The following is an 18116-nucleotide window of genomic DNA, read 5'->3' as shown; positions in this document are numbered from 1 at the left end:
CGCCGCGATTTAATCGCCCCTAGATTGAACAAATTTCAATCCGCAAAGATCAACACGCCCTAGTACAATAAGACTTTTATAGGCAGTATCACGCTATTACAAGTTAGCGTTTGTTAGTTTGCAGCGGTATTTATTGCCTGATACAAATAACATGGCTTCATTCGCCTTTGACCAAAACAACACGCGTTCACTAATATACTTTACTCCAGAAGCGCTGGGCTCTTTTGTTAACGAATAGGACTGCTCATTTAAGGTAAGAGTTGCAGCCTCATTTTTAGTTGTTAGCTCTACAGCGTGGTTATTACATAAATAGCGGGTACTCGTAGACTCGTTGTCACAGGCAGATAAAAAAAACATACCTATAAAAATAACCCCGAGAGCTTTCATTAATATCCCCTAACTAAGTTTGGTGTGAGCAAATGTTGCTACTTTTAATCAGCATAACAAAGCAAAATTAACCGTTGGTGAAAATACCGGATTAAGCTATGTTGATAGCATTATTTTTTAGCTAGGAAGCAACATGGCAGGTACTAACCTTTTAACTTTACTCGACGATATAACTACGCTACTTGACGACATTGCCACAATGAGCAAAGTTGCCACAAAAAAAACAGCGGGTGTTTTAGGTGATGACCTCGCACTTAATGCGCAGCAAGTAACGGGCGTAGCCGCCGAGCGAGAGTTGCCCGTTGTGTGGGCAGTAGCTAAAGGCTCATTTTTAAATAAAGCTATTTTAGTACCCGCGGCACTATTAATTAGCGTGTGGCTGCCTTGGCTAATAACACCACTTTTAATGATTGGTGGATTGTTTTTATGTTTTGAAGGGGCTGAAAAAGTATTTGCTAAGTTTTTACCTCATCATGAAGAGGTAACAGATGAAGATGAAAAGCTCGATTTAGTTGAGTACGAAAAACAAAAAGTAAAGGGAGCAATACGCACCGACTTTATTCTCTCAGCCGAAATTATAGTTATTACTTTAGGCACTGTCGCTGGAGCAACTTTAGTAAACCAGGCGCTTGTGCTTAGTGTAATCGCAATTGTTATGACCATAGGCGTATATGGGTTAGTTGCAGGTATTGTAAAGCTCGATGATGCCGGCCTTTATTTATTAAATCAGTCAAAGGTATCGGCTAATAAATTTAAAGAGTTATTAGGGAAAGGGTTACTTGCTGCAGCGCCTCGCCTAATGCAATTTTTAGCCTTTGCTGGCACGGTTGCTATGTTTTTAGTGGGCGGAGGGATTTTATCTCACGGTATTGAGTTGCTTCATCATTGGCAGCTTGAGGTCACTAGCATTGGTAAATCATTATTTAATGGTATAGGAGAGGTTCTAGCTCCCCTTATTTTTGATGGCTTGCTAGGTGTGATGGCTGGTTTATGTGTTGTTGTACTCCACCTTATATGGAGTAAGATTACTAAAAGTAGGCATTAGATTATAGGGCTTAAGTTTACGCTTGTTTACATAAAATATAAAAAAGATGATTTTTATTAACGTTAAAGCTATGTAAGCTAAAAGTCATTGATAATAAATAAAAGAAATTTAAATGAGCAAACCCTTGGTTATATTTTCACTTTTATTGCTTAGTCTTTTTAGCTCTTATACTCAGGCAAGTAGTGCCCGAATACCTATAGAGAGTTTTAGTAAAGACACCGAGTACAGCCAAGTTACTATTTCACCAAGTGGTGAGTATTTGGCTGTAGTTAATAAAGTAAAAGGTAAAAATGTTTTAGTGATACTTGATGCTCAAACATTTAAGACACTTCATGCTGTATCATTCAGAGGAGATGCCCAGGTAGGCGATTACCACTGGGTTAATAATGAAAGAGTCGCTATTGCCAAAGAGTACTTGAGAGGCTGGAAAGATCACCCTGAATATTATGGTGAAATTTATGGTGTAAACGTCGATGGCAAAAAAAGTAAATACTTGATTGGCTACTTAGGTGAGCAACAGATAGGAAGCAGAATAAAAAAACAAACACCTCTTTACGGGACTTCTTTCATACTCGATCCCTTAATTAAAAATAAACGAAAAATGCTGGTGATGACCATTCCTTGGACTTCTAGCAATGAGCCGCATACAGTGGTTTATGAAGTAGATGTTTATACGGGAAAAAGAAAAAGGGTAACTTTATCACCTTCGCGTATGGCGCAGTTTCTAACTGATCATGAGGGTAATGTTCGCGTTGCTGTATCTACTGATAATTATATTAACGCCGAAATACACATTAAAAATAAGTCCGGTGATGATTGGGAAGAACTTTCTTTAGGCAACGAGAATTATTCGGATATTAGTTTAAAAGCATTTGATAAGCACGGTAATAATATTTATATGACCGCTTCTAAATCAGGCGAAGCCGAAGGGTTGTATAAATTAAATATAGCGAAAAAAGAAGTTAAGTTAATATTTCAAGATGAGTTTGTTTCTCCAAAGCGGGTTTGGGTTGATGAAGCATCAAAAGAGCTTTTTGCTATAGAGACAGAACTGCAATACCCGAATTATTCATTTATTGATACAGGTTCTAAAAAAAGTGAGCGTTTAAAGGCTTTAATTGAGGCGTTGAAAGGTGATCAAGTTCAGCTAATTAGTAGCACAGCAGACGGCAATGCAAATATTATATATGCCTCCAGCGATACTAATCCTGGACGTTATTACTTATATGATGCATATAAAAATGAGCTTAAATACTTGTTTGCCTCAAGAGGTTGGTTGAAGCCTGAAGAAATGGCAATTACGAAACCTATCCATTATAAAACTCGAGATGGCTTAACAATATACGGATATTTAACCATACCTAATGATACAGACGAGAAAAACTTACCTTTGGTTGTAATGCCTCATGGAGGGCCTCATGGACCTAGAGATTGGTGGGGGTTTGATCCTGACTCGCAATTACTTGCAAGTCGCGGTATTGCTGTACTTAAAGTTAACTTTAGGGGGTCGGGTGGGTTCGGACGTAACTTTGAGCATGCTGGACACAAAAAGTGGGGAGCTGAAATACAGTTCGATATTATAGATGGCGTTAAACATTTAATCGCAAAAGGGATCGCGGACAAAAATAATATTTGTATTGTGGGAGCAAGTTTTGGAGGTTACTCCGCTTTACAAAGCGCTATTTTAGAGCCTGATATGTTTAAATGTGCGGTAGGCGTTGTTGGAATTTATGATTTACCACTAATGTTTGAAGAGGGTGATATTTCTGAGCGCAATAGCGGTCAACGTTACTTAAAAAATGTGATCGGTAGTAACGAAGTACAACTTAAAAGCTATTCGCCTAGTTATAATATAGATAAGCTTAAAGCCGCAGTACTTATAGTGCACGGTGGTGAAGACAAGCGAGCTCCTATTGAGCAAGCAGAATCATTAATCGCAGCCTTAAAAAAAGCAAATCACCCTTATGAGTTGGAGTTGTTAGAAGATGAAGGGCATGGTTTTTACAAGCCTGAACATCAATTGAAGTATTATAATAAATTGGTTAGTTTTTTAGAAAAACATATGAAATTTTAAAGTTTTTACAGCCAGCTATTGGCTGGCTGTATTTTTAGCATTTTACCATTTCACAAAGCTGTTCTAGCTCATACTTAGCTTTGCTATTACCTTGTGCTATTGCTTGCTCGTACCAGTGTTTTGCTGTTTGCACATTTTTAGTTACGCCTTGTCCATCTCGGTACATTTGTGCAAGGTTTAACTGCCCCCATTGCGAGCCTGTATTTGCGGCTAACGTAAAGCTTTCAAGTGCCTCTTTATACTGCCCGTTTTTAAAATACGTAATGCCTTGTTGGTTATTTTTGTCGAGCTTTAAACCTTTATATAGGGGTTTTGGTTTAGGCGGAAACATTACAAATCCACCATATAAACTATTTGCAAATGGGCGCATTACGTCGTAAATCACATCTTCGTTATAGAGCCTCTTTACTTCGCTACGAGGCAAGGTAATTTTGTCAGTTGAAAAGTAATCTCTTTGTACTAATAGGCTGGTACGCATTGCTGTAGTAATGCCATTATTACGTTTATAGCTGTAGTTACTTACCTGAAAAGTAATAAATTGCTCGTCAAAACTTAAAACTTGAGCAACTTTTAAATTGGTTAGAGTCCATGGTTCATGAGTGAATTTGTCGGCGTGAACCAAGTAAGTGTCGTAGGCTTTTGGGTTATTTAAATACCCTAGTTTTTGCGTTTGTGTATCTAAATACTGCTGATAAAAAAAACAAGCTATCCAAAGCGATAAAAAAATACCAATAAAGTATTTTGGTATGCTGAGTTTTTCTATTAAAGGCAGTTGTTTTAGCTGTATTGGCTCACTATGGCCGCATTGATAACATTCGCGTTTATAGCTTAGTTTTAAAGGTAGTACAGGAATAATAGTAAAGCGTAAAAAACGGCTTTGATTTACCAAGTGATATGCATCGCTATTACAGCTAGGGCAGCACTGTGTTTGTGCAAAGTGGGGAAACGATTGACTCGTATTGAAAAGCAGCATACAAACACACTCCTTATTTTACCTTATTAATGTTCTTTAAGGTAAAGCAAGGAGTGTATTAATCAAAGCAACAAACTGTAAGTAAGTATGTCAGGGATTACTTATCTTGCGTTTTGGGTTTTATTGTTGTTTTTGCATCTGCTGCCATTAACGCAAATACAGCATAAGTAGCAGTATTTTGGCGTAATTTAGCAGGTGTTACTTTATCAAGCGTGTCATCTGCTGTGTGGTGGTAATCAAAGTAATCAGTGCCATCTTGAGCTAACTCAAATATAGGTGCCGAGACTGCATTTTTAAATGGGATTAAGTCGGGTCCACCATTGGCTTGGTTTTTACCAATGTATTCAACATTTAGTGGCGCAAGCTCTTTTGCTATAGCACGTACAACAGGGAGTGATGCCGCATCTACATTCGATTCAAACCCGTATACTACGTCAGCGCCAAAATCAGACTCAGCAGCTGCAACTATATTATGTAGATCGTTTTTATGTTGTGCAAAATAAGCTTTTGCGCCCCAAAGGCCAAGCTCTTCTGCTGCAAAAAGCACAACGCGAATACTGCGCTTAGTGCGTTTTACATCGCTTATATGTTTAGCTGCCGCCATAGTAAGGGCAACGCCTGCACCATCATCTAGTGCGCCGGTGCCTAAATCCCATGAGTCTAAATGTCCGCCAATTAATACATACTGTTCTGGGTTTTCGGTGCCGTTAAATTGGCCTATTACGTTATAGCCTGTGCCTTCGCCTAAGTTTTCGGTTTGAACGTTAATGTTTACTGATACGTCTTTGCCTAAGGCTACTAAGCGGGCAATTTGATCCGCATCAGGGTTGGCAATCGTCACGTTAGGTATTTTTTTAACGCCTTCTTTATAGTAACTACCGCCAGTATGTGCAAAACGATGATGGCCTGTGCTTACTGAGCGCATCATGTAAGCAACAGCGCCTTTTTTAGATGCCTCTATAGCGCCCGTTGCGCGTGCTTTTACCGCAGGGCCGTAACCATTACCGTCTATATCGCGATTCATTCGGTAATTAATGTAGGCAATTTTACCTTTTAAGCTATTAGCCGGTGCGGCGATTAGTTCGTCAAGTGTTTCAAACAAAACAATGGGTGCAGTAATTCCCTCTTTTGGTGTGCTAATACTGTTACCAAGTGCTGTTAGATGAAGCGGTTGCTCGCTTGGAGTGAGTATTTTTCCGCTTTCGCTATATCGGCGCCATTCAGGAAAGGTTGCTTCTTCAAGCCATACTTTATCAAAACCAAGTTCGTTAAATTTTGCTTTGGCCCATGCGACTGCTTTTTTATCGTTGTATGTACCGGGTAAGCGCGGGCCAACTTCAGTAGTCAAAGACTCAAGCAGTTCATAGCTCAAACTGCTATTAAGAGCGGTTGTTCGAAGCTGCGTCACTTGTTTTAATTGCTCAGTGCTAAATTCGGGCTCAGCGGCATTGGCTAAAAAACTGCTGGCGAGCAGTATTGTTGTAATTATTTTCTTCATTGTTAACCTTGGCTTGTAAGAAACTTAATAGCTATTAAACCATTAAATACCTTGGCTAAAAAATACAATGAGACAAAATACAAAAAGCCCGCACTTTTTTACAAAGTGCGGGCTTTTTTAACGTATTTTAATCTTAAAAATTAAATTGTGCCGCTAGGCGTAAGTTAGTACCTTCGCCAATAGTTACATTACCATTGCCGCCGCCACCTAAGTAATCAGTATCAAATAGGTTTTCAACGTTAAGGCGAAGATTTATATCGGTATTACTCATAATAAATTTATAAGTTGCACCCACATCTACACGTGTATAGGCATCTTTGGTAATAGAGTTGTCGCTATCAGCAAAACGTTCACCTTCATAAAAGGCACCCGCATTAAAAGCAATTGCATCATTTAACTCATAACGAGTCCACAGAGATGCTGACCATTTAGGGGCATCTACAGGGCGTTTACCTTGAAGGTTTTCGTTCGCTCTTTCATAGTTAGCATCTAAATACATAGTTGATGCCATAACAAATAAGCGGTCAGTTGCTGCACCTTGTGCTGCCATTTCAAAACCTTTATGACGCTGTTCACCAACTTGGTTTGTTTCAGAGGTAATTGAACCGATAGGTGTTTCAAGTTGTTCTGTAACTAAGGTTCCATTTTTACTTATATCGAAAATAGCACCGCTAAGCATTAAACGCTCATCAAATAGCTGCCATTTAATACCAAGCTCTCTTTGTTCAGAGGTGACAGCATCTATTCTCATACCAAAGTTGATATCTTCTTCGTCAGTAATGGTTTCGTTTTGAGGCTCAAAACCTTCTGTATAACTGGCATAAATAGTGGCAGATGCATTCGGGTGATAAAGTACGCCGAACTTAGGCAAAAACGACTCGTTATTTTGTCCTTCACGTGTTTGCTTATCAAAGCGACCGCCAACAGACACTTGCCATTGTGGTGAAAAAGTAATTAAATCTTGGGCGTATACACCGTAGTAGTCATATTCAGTTTCGCTTTTAGTGAGATCAGTTTTATAGCTGACATCTGGGCGGGCAGGTTCATTTTGGCCTGCTGTAAAACTAAATGAATCAGCAGATGTGCGTAGTTGACCATAATAGTAGTCAAGCGAGTTAGCACCAATTAGAAATTGATGTTGTATGCCAGCCGTTTCAAATTCACCAATAAAATCAATAAATGCAGTGGTGAATTGCCAATCATCAAAACGATCGTATGGGTTCGAAGTGTATGTGTTTGTTTGAGTGTCGTAAGAGTTTCGACTAGGAGATGACTCAAAGCGTTGGCGCTCAAAAGTCTGCTCATTATAACCTAGGTTTACTTTCCAATTGTCAGATAAGAATACGTTAAAATCGATACCTACGTTTTCTACAGTGATATCAGTAAATGCCCAAGACATATCACGAATAGTTTTATCGTCACCAATAACATTGGCGTTATCATCAATCCATGCACCCGTATCTAGGCCTGCTTTGTCATCTGTACGGTCGTAATGAACACGTACAAGTGCATTATCGCTAATATCATAATCGACGACTACAGCACCTAAAAAGCGGTCTCGCTCACGGTTTTCACCATTTTGATATTCACGCCAGTAGTCAACGTCTTGCTTTACTAATATGCCGCGTGCACGTAAATCTTCAGCTTCTGTTAGTGCGCCGCCAGCATCAACCATAAAGCGAGTTGAACCATGCTGGTCAACATCAGCTGAGGCGTTTAGTAACGTTTTCGCCGTTGGTTTTTTTGTTACCATATTCACCAAGCCACCAGGACCTGATTGACCATATAAAATGCTTGAAGGACCTTTAATAACTTCAACTTGTTGAAGGATTTCGATTGGTTGTTGATAGTGCGACCAATGCTGGTGTCCATCACGTAGATAGCCGGTACCTGAGCTTAACTCAAAACCACGAAGGTTAAATACTTCGCGGTTACGTTGCTGTGATCCTGCCGTTAAGCTTGCATCGTTGGTAAGCACTTCGCCAAGAGTGGTTGCTAATTGCTCGCTAATTATTGTATCGCTAATAACAGTTACTGATTGGGCTGTTTCTAATAATGAAGCTGATGTTCTCATAGCACCATTAGCGTTATCGACTTTGTAGTCGTTGAAGTAGCTACCTTTAACTTCTATACGTTCAAGGTCGGTAGAGTTGGCATATGTATTTGTTGTTATGCCCGCTAATAATGCTATGTATAAAGACTTCAGTTTCATTGTTTGCTTCCAGCGCAGTGTATTATGTAAAAAACAGTCGCAATCTTAATGAAAACTACTATCATTTTCAACACTTTTAATTAACATAATCTTTATAATGTGTTTGTTAATGGTTGCCAATTATGAATTCTGCTATTATTAGCGGCATATTTAGTGGGACTTTCTCCCGCGTTATTTTTATTGCTATGGAATTTACTGTGACTTCAACTGCTTTTTCATCTTTGGCTTTACCAGCTGGACTTGTTGATAACTTATCAACTCTTGGCTACGCCCACATGACACCTGTACAGGCGCAAAGTTTGCCTCCTGTACTTGAAGGTAAAGACATCATTGCTCAGGCAAAAACCGGTTCAGGTAAAACTGCTGCGTTTAGCTTGGGTGTATTGGCTAAATTAAACGTTAAACGTTTTCGTATTCAGTCGTTAGTTTTGTGTCCAACCCGAGAGCTTGCTGAGCAAGTTGCAGTTGAGATGCGTAAATTAGCGCGCGGTATTCATAACATTAAAATATTAACGCTATGTGGTGGTGTATCAATTGGTCCACAAATTGGCTCGCTTGAACATGGCGCGCACATTATTGTTGGTACGCCAGGGCGTGTTGATGACCACATTAGAAAAGGCACATTACGTTTAGATGATGTTGAAACGCTAGTACTTGATGAAGCCGATCAAATGTTAGACATGGGTTTTCAAGATACCCTTGATGCCATTATTGAACGTATTCCGCAAAATCGCCAAACCTTACTATTTAGCGCTACGTTCCCGCGTGCAATAGAAGCAATTGCTAAGCGTGTACTAAAAAATCCAGAAATGATTAAAGTTGAAGAAGAGCAAGAAAAAAGCACAATTAAACAATACTTCTACAAAATGGATAACAATAAGCAGCGTTACCCAACACTTAAATTATTGTTACTAAAATTTACGCCACAAAGCTGTGTTGTGTTTTGTAATACCAAGGTAGAAACTCAGCAAGTATGTGATGATTTAGCCGATGAAGGCTTTAGTGCTGTAGCGCTTCATGGTGATTTAGAGCAGCGCGATCGTGAGCGTACACTTATCCATTTTGCTAATAAAAGTGCGTCTATATTAGTGGCAACAGATGTAGCCGCCCGTGGTTTAGATATTGATGATATGGATATGGTAATTAACTACCATTTAGCACATGACACGCAAACACATGTACACCGAGTAGGGCGCACTGGCCGCGCCGGTAAAAAGGGCATAGCATGCTCTATTTATGGTGAAGCTGAAGTGTTTAAAATTGCGCAAATTGGCGATCATTACGAACGTGATATCACGCCTGAACAAATGCCACCGTTTAATTTATTAGATAAACCACCTTACCGCCCTGAAATGGTTACGCTAATGATTGATTCAGGAAAAAAACAAAAAGTGCGCGCTGGTGATATTTTAGGTGCCTTAACGGGTAAAGATGGTATTGCAGGTCGCCAAGTAGGTAAAATTAATGTGCTTGATAACGTTGCATTTGTTGCCGTAGAGCGCAATTCGTCTAAGCCTGCGTTACGTAAGCTGACCGAAGGTAACATTAAGGGCCGTAAAATTCGCGCTCGTCGCCTTACGCGTTAATTAGTGTATTAACGAGCAGCTGTTTTAAGCTGCTCGTATTGCAACTTTATTTTTTTAAACTTTTCCGTACAGCCATTTAGTTTGTCGGGGTGGTTTTGCAGCGCAAGTTGTCGCCAGCGCTTTTGTAAGGCTTTAAGTGTAAAATCCTCAGGTAAATTCCATTTTAAAATCAGCTCGTTGTATTTTTGATTTGTTAATGCATGCTGCTTAGGTGTTGCTTTAAAACTACGCCAAAAACTATTTAATAACTCTTCTACTTGCTGCTCACTCGTATCGTAATTATCCCAATCTAAATAGTAATCTCGTAAATTATTGCTAGTTACGAGTAAGTGCTTAGTCTCTTTTTCTAATAGCTCGATATGCAACGTTGAAATAATTAAATTTTGTGGCTTTAATTGTGCCTGCAGTTGGTACAATGCATTCATAATTAAAAAATTACGTTTAAACAAATCGCGCTCTGGGTTTTGATCAAGCGTTGTTATAGCTCCTTGGTGAGACAACTGCGCGGCTAAAGTATGAACTCGCCAAACTTGCTTTGTTAATAATAGCTCAAAAATCTCATCAATCAGTGGGTTAAGCATTGTTTAGGGCCTAGTAGTTGGTGTATCTTCAATAAAGATTACGCTGATATAAGTAACGGTTTGAAGGATTAAAATTATGCTGGGCAAGTTTAAGTGCCTCTTATTTACTATATGCTGTGTACTAATGGCTTCTAGCTATGCCCAAAATGCCGACTCACTATTTGAACAATTCAAAAGCGAAGAGCAGTGGGAGCCAAAATTACAACTGGCTAATACCTTACTTGCTGATCAAAGCCTATCTAAAAAAGAGCATGTAGCTGTTTACTCTGCGTTAGGTAATACTGCGTTATCGATCGACAATTTTAAAGACTCTTTACGTTACTTTAAATTACTTGAGCAGTACACGTCAGATACTTTTTTTCCTGAAGAGCACTTTCGCGCCATTAAAATGCAAGGCGTTGTGCTTTTTTATCAAGGATTATTTCAAAAAGCGATTATTGAATATATTCGCACTCTCGCCTTAGCTGAAAAAAACGAACAACTATTAGAGCAAGCTAACTTATTTAATAACATTGGTTTAGCTTATTTTAATATGAATAAACTAGGTGAAACACTAGAGTTTTACTTAAAAGCCAAAGCAATTTATGAAGAGCATGGCAGCGAGCAAGACCAAACGGATATTTTGCTAAATATAGCGGGTGTTTATATACGTTTATCTCGTTATGACAGTGCGTTTAGTTTGTATCAAGAAGTGCTTAAAGTTTATCAGCGCCTTGGTGATAAAAGTGGAATAGCGCAAGTTTATAATAATATGGGTGTTGCTTATAGAGAGAGTAATCAATTTGACTTAGCGCTTCATTACTATCAATTAGCGTTGAGTTATTATATTTCAGCCAATGATTACAATAAGTTGTCTACACAATACACTAATTTAGCAAATGCTAATCTAATTTTAGAAAAAGTAGATGAGGCATACGAGCAAGCTAAGCTAGGTGAATTCTATGCGCTTAAAATAGATAACCATAATTTAGAATTGAATGCGCTACATGCACTAGCCAAAATACAATTTGTAAAAGGGGATTTAGAGCAAGCGCAGGTAAGCTTAGAAAGAGCTATTTTACTCGCTCAAGAATATGGCAGTGATCGAATTATTAGAGACAGCTATGGCACAAAAGCTTTGCTAGATGCGAGTAAAGGTGATTATTCAAGCGCAATGGCTCAGCAGCAAAAATATATTAGTGAACAGCGCAAGCTCAGAAGCACCTCTATTATTAATGCGCTAGCCGTTTTACAGCATCAGTTTAAAGCGACTCAATTAAATCAAGAAATAGAAAAGCTCAAGCAAGATCGTAAAGTGCAAGAGCTTAAAATGTCGCAGCGTTCTCAACTTACTTTATTTATATTTTTAGTATTATTTTTAGCTGTTGTTACAGGTATTGCTCTTTCACGACGCGGGGCTGAAAAACGAGCTAAGCAACACTTAACGGAGCAAGTAGCACAGCGTACTGCTGAGCTACAAGCCACGGCGCAAGAGCTGAGAGAAGCTAATGATGTTAAAAGCCAGTTTTTAGCTAATATTAGCCACGAAATCCGTACTCCTTTAACTGCTATTTTAGGGCAAACCGATGCCTTAATTAATGAGTTGTACGAGCCAGAATCACTTAAAGATGAGCTTAGGGTAATCCAGCGTCATAGCGATCATTTAAAAAGCCTAATTAACGATGTACTTGATTTAAGTAAAATAGAAGCCAACCGTTTAGAGTTAAATATTTCGTGTTTTGATATTGTCGAGCTTGTAAACGATGTACACGCTATGTTTTACACTCAGGCTAAAGCTAAAAACTTACAGCTTATTTTAGATAACCAAGTGGGTAATGAGTTTTACACTAAGCTTGATCTTATTCGTGTTAAGCAAATTCTTATAAATTTATGTGCTAACGCTATTAAGTTTACTCACTCTGGGCAAATTATCATCGCCTTAAATAAAACAGAGCAAGGGCTGGTTATAATTATAAAAGATACTGGTATTGGTATGAGTTCAAAGCAGTTAAAACTTATTTTTGAATGCTTTAGTCAAGCCGATAACAGCATTAGCCGCCGGTTTGGTGGCACGGGCTTAGGTTTGAGCTTATCGCAACAACTTGCGTCAATGATGGGCGGCTATATAAGTGTGCAAAGCGAATACAAAAAAGGGAGCCAGTTCTCGTTCTTTTTACCGTGCGCCGAAGTTGATAAATCACAAAGCATGGTCGAAACAAACACATCTGCTAAAGTTAAAAAACAATTATCTGGTCGCATTGTCCTGGCTGAGGATCATCCTGATAATAGACGACTTATAAGTCGTTACCTACGCTCTTTAGGGCTGGAGGTGATTGCGGTTGAAAATGGTGAGCAAGCAGTAGAGCAGTGCCTACAAGAGTACCCTGACTTAGTATTGTTAGATATTCAAATGCCAGTAATGGATGGGCGAGCTGCTTTTCAGCTCCTTAAAAATTGCGGTTTTGAGCAGCCTATATTTGCATTAACCGCTAATGCGATGAGCCACGAAGTAGATGAGTACCTAGCACTAGGTTTTACTGGTTACTTAGGTAAGCCTATTGATAAAGACTTATTCTATAAAGCGCTAAGTGCACATTTAGACAGTAATAATCAACCTTCACTTAAACACAGTGAAGTTGATATGAGTGATTTGGTTATTAGCTTTAAACAAAGCTTTGCTTTAGAGAGCGAAACAATTACTCAGCACTTTATTAGTGAAGACTTAGAGGCATTACAAAAAGACAGCCACCGTATTTTAGGGGCTGCACAAATGTTTGGCTTAGATGAAATTGCCCAAGCGGCTAAAGATCTAGATAGAGCATTATTAAATAAAGTGAAAAGCAACACCGCGAACGACTTTAAAATACTGGTTGATGCACTACAAAGTGTGCTTAAAAAATATAACGAAAGTTAAATGCTTTGCTGATTGGTATTAAATAAGCTTGGTGGTAAATATAAGCGGTATAATTTACACATAAAAAAAGCGCCCTAGGCGCTTTTTTTATTCAACTAAAACGCACTTATTGGCGTCTCATCGAATCAAAGAATTCATCGTTGGTTTTACTCATCGATAGTTTATCGATTAAAAACTCCATCGCATCAATCTCTGACATTTCATGAACAATCTTACGTAAAATCCAAAGCTTTTGTAGCTCATCTGGTTTAGTCAGTAATTCTTCACGACGAGTACCTGAGCGGTTAAAGTCGATAGCAGGGAATACACGTTTTTCAGCAATCTTACGATTTAAGTGTAGTTCCATGTTACCTGTACCTTTAAACTCTTCGTAGATAACTTCATCCATTTTAGAGCCAGTATCGATAAGCGCTGTTGCGATAATCGTTAAACTACCACCTTCCTCAACGTTACGTGCAGCACCAAAGAAGCGCTTAGGCTTGTGAAGTGCATTAGCATCAACACCACCGGTAAGTACTTTACCTGATGAAGGAATAACCGTGTTATAAGCACGCGCTAAACGGGTAATTGAATCCAATAAGATAACGACATCTTTTTTGTGCTCAACTAAACGTTTTGCTTTTTCGATAACCATTTCGGCAACTTGCACGTGGCGAGAAGCAGGTTCATCAAATGTTGATGCAATTACTTCACCTTTAACTAGGCGTTGCATCTCTGTAACTTCTTCCGGACGTTCATCAATAAGTAAAACCATTAATGTAACATCAGGGTGATTATGAGTGATTGATTGCGCAATATTTTGCAGTAGCATTGTTTTACCCGCTTTAGGCGGTGCTACTAACAGACCACGTTGGCCGCGGCCAATTGGAGATGCTAAATCAAGTACACGGGCGGTAATATCTTCTTTACTGCCGTTACCACGTTCCATACGAAAACGTTCGTTTGCGTGTAGTGGGGTAAGGTTTTCAAAAAGAATTTTTGTGCGAGAGTTTTCAGGTTTATCAAAGTTAACTTCGTTTACTTTAAGTAAAGCAAAGTAACGTTCGCCATCTTTAGGTGGGCGGATAAGGCCTGAGATAGAATCGCCAGTACGCATGCTGAAACGGCGAATTTGGCTAGGTGAAACATAAATGTCATCTGGGCCAGCTAAGTAAGAGGCTTCTGATGATCTCAAAAAGCCAAAGCCATCTTGTAAAATCTCTAATACACCGCCGCCGAAGATATTCTCTCCGCCTTTGGCGTGGGCTTTAAGAATGGCAAAAATAATATCTTGCTTTCTTAAGCGGGCTACGTTTTCGAGCCCCATGGACTCAGCTAAGTTTACAAGTTCTTTTATAGACTTGTCTTTTAATTCGCGTAAATGCATATTGGTGGGTTCTTTATTACAATTGTCATACTCAAAATCGCTTTGATAGTTGAGTGAGGTTTGTTGAATATAACTAAGGATTAGTTGGCTTTATAAACTAGCAGTTCACTGGCATAGCGTCCAGTCTTTATACAAAATAAACACAAAAAAAGGGCAAAAAGCCCTTTTTTATGGTTTTAACCTAGATATTGTTTTCTAAAAACTCAATTAGTTGAGTTTTAGAAAGTGCACCAACCTTCGTTGCAGCAACTTGGCCATCTTTAAAAAGAAGCAATGTTGGGATACCACGAATACCAAATTTTGGTGGTGTACCAGCATTTTGGTCAATATTTAGTTTAGCAACAGTCACACGGCTGTCGTATTCATCAGCAACTTCATGAAGAATAGGGGCGATCATTTTACAAGGTCCACACCATTCAGCCCAGAAATCTACTAGTACTGGTTTGTCTGATTGTAATACGTCAGCTTCAAAGCTATCGTCAGTAATTTGGATTATTTTCTCGCTCATTGCGCTCTCCGATTTAGTTAGGCGAAATATTTAGTGCGTATTTAAACACTCTTGTTTCTTATTGCAAGTTTAAACGTTATGCTTAAACGCTATGACTAAGACACATTTAACCGATAAAAAGTTTTCAGACTTTGCTATCGCACCGGAAGTGGTTGCCGGTTTAACCGAGAATGGGTTTGAATATTGCACACCTATTCAAGCAAAATGCCTACCTTTTATTTGTGATGGCCGCGATATTGCGGGCCAAGCTCAAACTGGTACAGGCAAAACGTTAGCTTTTTTAACAGCTACGTGCCATCGGTTATTACAATCTAGCAAAGCACCTAGTAAACATCCAAGAGCCCTGATCATGGCCCCAACTCGGGAGCTTGCGATTCAGATACACAAAGATGCAAAAATTTTAGCGCCGCACTGTAATCTTAACTTAGGTTTAGTATATGGTGGCGAAGATTACGAAAAACAACGTGCACAATTAGAAAAAGGCGTTGATATTTTAATTGGTACTACAGGTCGCCTTATCGATCTGTATAAGCAAGGCTGTTACACCCTTAATGAAATTGAGGTAGTCGTGCTAGATGAAGCCGATCGTATGTTCGATTTAGGCTTTATAAAAGATATTCGTTATATGTTCCGCCGCATGCCAGATACATCGCAGCGTTTAAACTTATTATTCTCTGCAACGCTTTCGTACCGTGTACAAGAGCTTGCGTTTGAACATATGACTAACCCTGAACACGTGCAAATTGAACCAGACGTAAAAACAGGCAAGCGTATTAAAGAAGAGCTATTCCATCCTTCGCAAGAAGACAAAATTAAGCTGTTATTAACCTTAATTGAGGAAGAATGGCCAGATAAAGCCATTGTATTTGCTAATACAAAGCACAGCTGTGAAACAGTTTATGCGTGGCTAAAAGCTGACGGGCACCGCGTAGGTATGCTAACTGGTGATGTTAATCAGAAAAAACGTCAGTCTATTTTAGCTCAATTCACTAAAGGTGAATTAGACTTTTTAGTAGCAACTGATGTTGCAGCACGTGGTTTGCATATTCCTGAAGTAAGTCATGTGTTTAACTTTGACTTACCTGACGATTGTGAAGATTACGTTCACCGAATTGGCCGAACGGGCCGTGCAGGTGCTTCTGGCCATGCAATTAGCTTTGCTTGTGAGCAATATGCTTATAACTTGCACGAAATTGAAGAATATATAGAGCACAGCATTCCTTTATCACATTATGATAAAACAGCATTGCTAGATGATTTAACAAAGCCTACTATTCAAAGAAAGCGCAACTATTCTTCAGGCCCACGTAATCGTAGTAATAACAACGGACGTCGCCCAAATAATAGTTACCAAAAAGGACGGTCGTAATTCGACCGTTACTATAAGTAGTAGTAACTAGAGGTTTTTGAACGGTGGGGCAACTTATACCGCAAAAAAATGTGTATGCAGTTATTGATTTGGGCTCAAACAGCTTTCATATGCTTATTGCCAAATCAATTGCTGGCGGCCTACAAACAATAGGCCGCGTCAAGCGCAAAGTAAGATTAGCAGCAGGGCTTGATAAAGATAACGTATTAAGCACTGAAGCAATGCAGCGAGGCTGGGAATGCCTTGCTCTTTTTGCTGAGCGTCTACAAGATATTCCAAAGCAAAACATCACCATAGTGGCAACCGCTACACTACGTTTGGCAATTAACGCCGATGTATTTAAAACTCAAGCCGAAAAAATACTAGGCCACACTATTAATGTTATTAGTGGGGAGCTAGAGGCGAGAACTATTTATAAGGGCGTAGCTCATACATCATCATGTAATGGGAAGCAGTTGGTTATAGATATTGGTGGTGCAAGTACAGAAGTCGTTATAGGGAAGGGCTTTGAAGCTCTACACTATAAAAGCTTAAATATGGGGTGTGTTACCTATTTAGAGCGCTATTTTAAAGACTGTAAGCTAAGTAATAATAACTTTAATGCAGCAATTAAAGCGGCGCGAGATGTAATAGATGATATTGCCGCTGAATATAAAGCGACTGGCTGGCAAATTGCTTCTGGTGCTTCGGGTACTGTGCAAGCTATTCAAGAGATTATGGTTGCTCAAAACCTTGATGATCTACTCACACTTGAAAAGCTATATACAATTAAAGAGCAATCTATAGCGTTTAGCACTATTGCAGCATTAGACTTACCAGGTTTGAGTGAAGAGCGTAGGCTCGTGTTCGTTTCTGGGCTTGCCATTCTAATTGCGTTATTTGAATCACTTGAAATAGAAAAAATGGGACTTGCAGGCGGAGCACTTCGAGAAGGAGTTTTGTACAGTATGGTGCCAGAGCTTCATAATAACGATATTCGTAAACGCACTGTCGATGGCTTTATGGATCGCTACCATGTTGATCAAAAACAAGCATACCGTGTTTCTAGTCTTGCAATGCAATTGGCTGGTAAAATTAGCCAAAGCTGGCCAATAGAAAGCTTAAACGGATTGCCTTTACTAAAAGCAGTGGCTGAACTTCATGAAATTGGATTGCTAATAGAGTATAAGCAGTACCATAAACACACGGCTTATATTTTAGAAAACACGGATATGCCTGGTTTTTCGCAATCCGAACATAAAGTAATTGCAGCAGTTGCTAATGCGCATCGATCAGATATCCAAAAAGGGTGTTTTGATTCGCTAGGGGCTAACAGCATACTAGCGCAGTATTTAGTGCGATTACTTCGTATTGCTGTAATTTTATCAATGCGTCGCCAAGACGACGTATTACCTAAAATTGAGTTAATTGCTAAAAATGAAGTCTTAGACCTTAAGTTTGAAAGTAATTGGTTAAAAGATCACCCATTAATGGCAAGTGAGCTACAACAAGAGTCTAAACAACAAAGTAAGCTCGGTTGGAAACTCATAGTTAACTAGCATAAAAGGCCCGAAAGGGCCTTTTTAGTATTTAAAGTAATCACTTCGATGTAAAATTGCGCGAACAGTCATTTATTTCATGTTTT

The 18116-nt window shown here is 39.1% G+C and carries 13 protein-coding genes; 6 read left to right on the top strand and 7 right to left on the bottom strand.

Translation table 11 applies throughout. From position 1 onward, the window contains the following. Positions 1–96: 96 nt before the first annotated feature. On the bottom strand, positions 97–387 hold the full coding sequence (locus CWC11_RS19465; protein ID WP_138684008.1) for an MliC family protein: 291 nt from the start codon (positions 385–387) through the stop codon (positions 97–99). Between the two features lie 133 nt (positions 388–520). On the opposite strand from CWC11_RS19465, the gene CWC11_RS19460 reads away from it, so the two are divergent. Both CWC11_RS19460 and CWC11_RS19455 read left to right on the top strand, forming a co-directional pair. Next, complete coding sequence (locus CWC11_RS19460) at positions 521–1432, top strand: DUF808 domain-containing protein (protein WP_138684007.1); 912 nt, start codon at positions 521–523, stop codon at positions 1430–1432. A 112-nt stretch (positions 1433–1544) separates the two neighbouring features. After that, positions 1545–3506, top strand: a complete 1962-nt coding sequence (locus tag CWC11_RS19455; RefSeq protein ID WP_138684006.1) for a S9 family peptidase — start codon at positions 1545–1547, stop codon at positions 3504–3506. 34 nt (positions 3507–3540) lie between these two features. Here the strand turns inward: CWC11_RS19455 and CWC11_RS19450 are convergent, their stop codons facing one another. The 3 genes from CWC11_RS19450 to CWC11_RS19440 all read right to left on the bottom strand — a co-directional run bounded on the left by CWC11_RS19450 (position 3541) and on the right by CWC11_RS19440 (position 8189). Next, positions 3541–4479, bottom strand: coding sequence for a tetratricopeptide repeat protein (locus CWC11_RS19450; RefSeq protein ID WP_138684005.1), 939 nt, complete (start codon positions 4477–4479; stop codon positions 3541–3543). A gap of 97 nt (positions 4480–4576) precedes the next feature. Then, positions 4577–5977, bottom strand: a complete 1401-nt coding sequence (locus tag CWC11_RS19445) for a M20/M25/M40 family metallo-hydrolase (protein WP_138684004.1) — start codon at positions 5975–5977, stop codon at positions 4577–4579. Between the two features lie 133 nt (positions 5978–6110). After that, on the bottom strand, positions 6111–8189 hold the full coding sequence (locus CWC11_RS19440; RefSeq protein ID WP_138684003.1) for a TonB-dependent siderophore receptor: 2079 nt from the start codon (positions 8187–8189) through the stop codon (positions 6111–6113). A 197-nt stretch (positions 8190–8386) separates the two neighbouring features. Here CWC11_RS19440 and dbpA point away from each other — a divergent pair, with 197 nt between their 5' ends. Then, entirely contained in the window at positions 8387–9775 is a 1389-nt protein-coding gene (gene dbpA, locus CWC11_RS19435) for an ATP-dependent RNA helicase DbpA (protein WP_171038460.1), read from the top strand. 8 nt (positions 9776–9783) lie between these two features. On the opposite strand, the gene CWC11_RS19430 is transcribed toward dbpA, so the two are convergent. Then, entirely contained in the window at positions 9784–10356 is a 573-nt protein-coding gene (locus tag CWC11_RS19430) for a DNA-J related domain-containing protein (RefSeq protein WP_138684002.1), read from the bottom strand. Positions 10357–10432: 76 nt separating this feature from the next. Here CWC11_RS19430 and CWC11_RS19425 point away from each other — a divergent pair, with 76 nt between their 5' ends. Beyond that, the gene (locus CWC11_RS19425; protein ID WP_138684001.1) at positions 10433–13249 is read left to right on the top strand and encodes an ATP-binding protein; all 2817 of its coding nucleotides are present in this window, start codon (positions 10433–10435) and stop codon (positions 13247–13249) included. A 106-nt stretch (positions 13250–13355) separates the two neighbouring features. On the opposite strand, the gene rho is transcribed toward CWC11_RS19425, so the two are convergent. Together rho and trxA are read right to left on the bottom strand one after the other, a co-directional pair. Further along, positions 13356–14615, bottom strand: a complete 1260-nt coding sequence (gene rho, locus CWC11_RS19420) for a transcription termination factor Rho (protein WP_058547681.1) — start codon at positions 14613–14615, stop codon at positions 13356–13358. Positions 14616–14796: 181 nt separating this feature from the next. Continuing rightward, a complete protein-coding gene (trxA, locus tag CWC11_RS19415; RefSeq protein WP_002960942.1) occupies positions 14797–15123 on the bottom strand; it encodes a thioredoxin TrxA in 327 nt (108 codons plus the stop codon). Positions 15124–15214: 91 nt separating this feature from the next. On the opposite strand from trxA, the gene rhlB reads away from it, so the two are divergent. Together rhlB and gppA are read left to right on the top strand one after the other, a co-directional pair. Then, positions 15215–16492 carry an ATP-dependent RNA helicase RhlB gene (gene rhlB, locus CWC11_RS19410; RefSeq protein ID WP_138684000.1) on the top strand — a complete coding sequence of 426 codons (1278 nt, stop codon included), beginning with the start codon at positions 15215–15217 and terminating at the stop codon, positions 16490–16492. A 44-nt stretch (positions 16493–16536) separates the two neighbouring features. Beyond that, a complete protein-coding gene (gene gppA / locus CWC11_RS19405) occupies positions 16537–18030 on the top strand; it encodes a guanosine-5'-triphosphate,3'-diphosphate diphosphatase (RefSeq protein ID WP_138683999.1) in 1494 nt (497 codons plus the stop codon). Positions 18031–18116: the final 86 nt, after the last annotated feature.

Origin of the sequence: Pseudoalteromonas sp. S3178, assembly GCF_005886985.1 — a bacterium.
GTDB lineage: Bacteria > Pseudomonadota > Gammaproteobacteria > Enterobacterales > Alteromonadaceae > Pseudoalteromonas > Pseudoalteromonas carrageenovora.
Note: the sequence above shows the minus strand (reverse complement) of the source record. Positions and strands in the feature narration are given on the sequence as shown.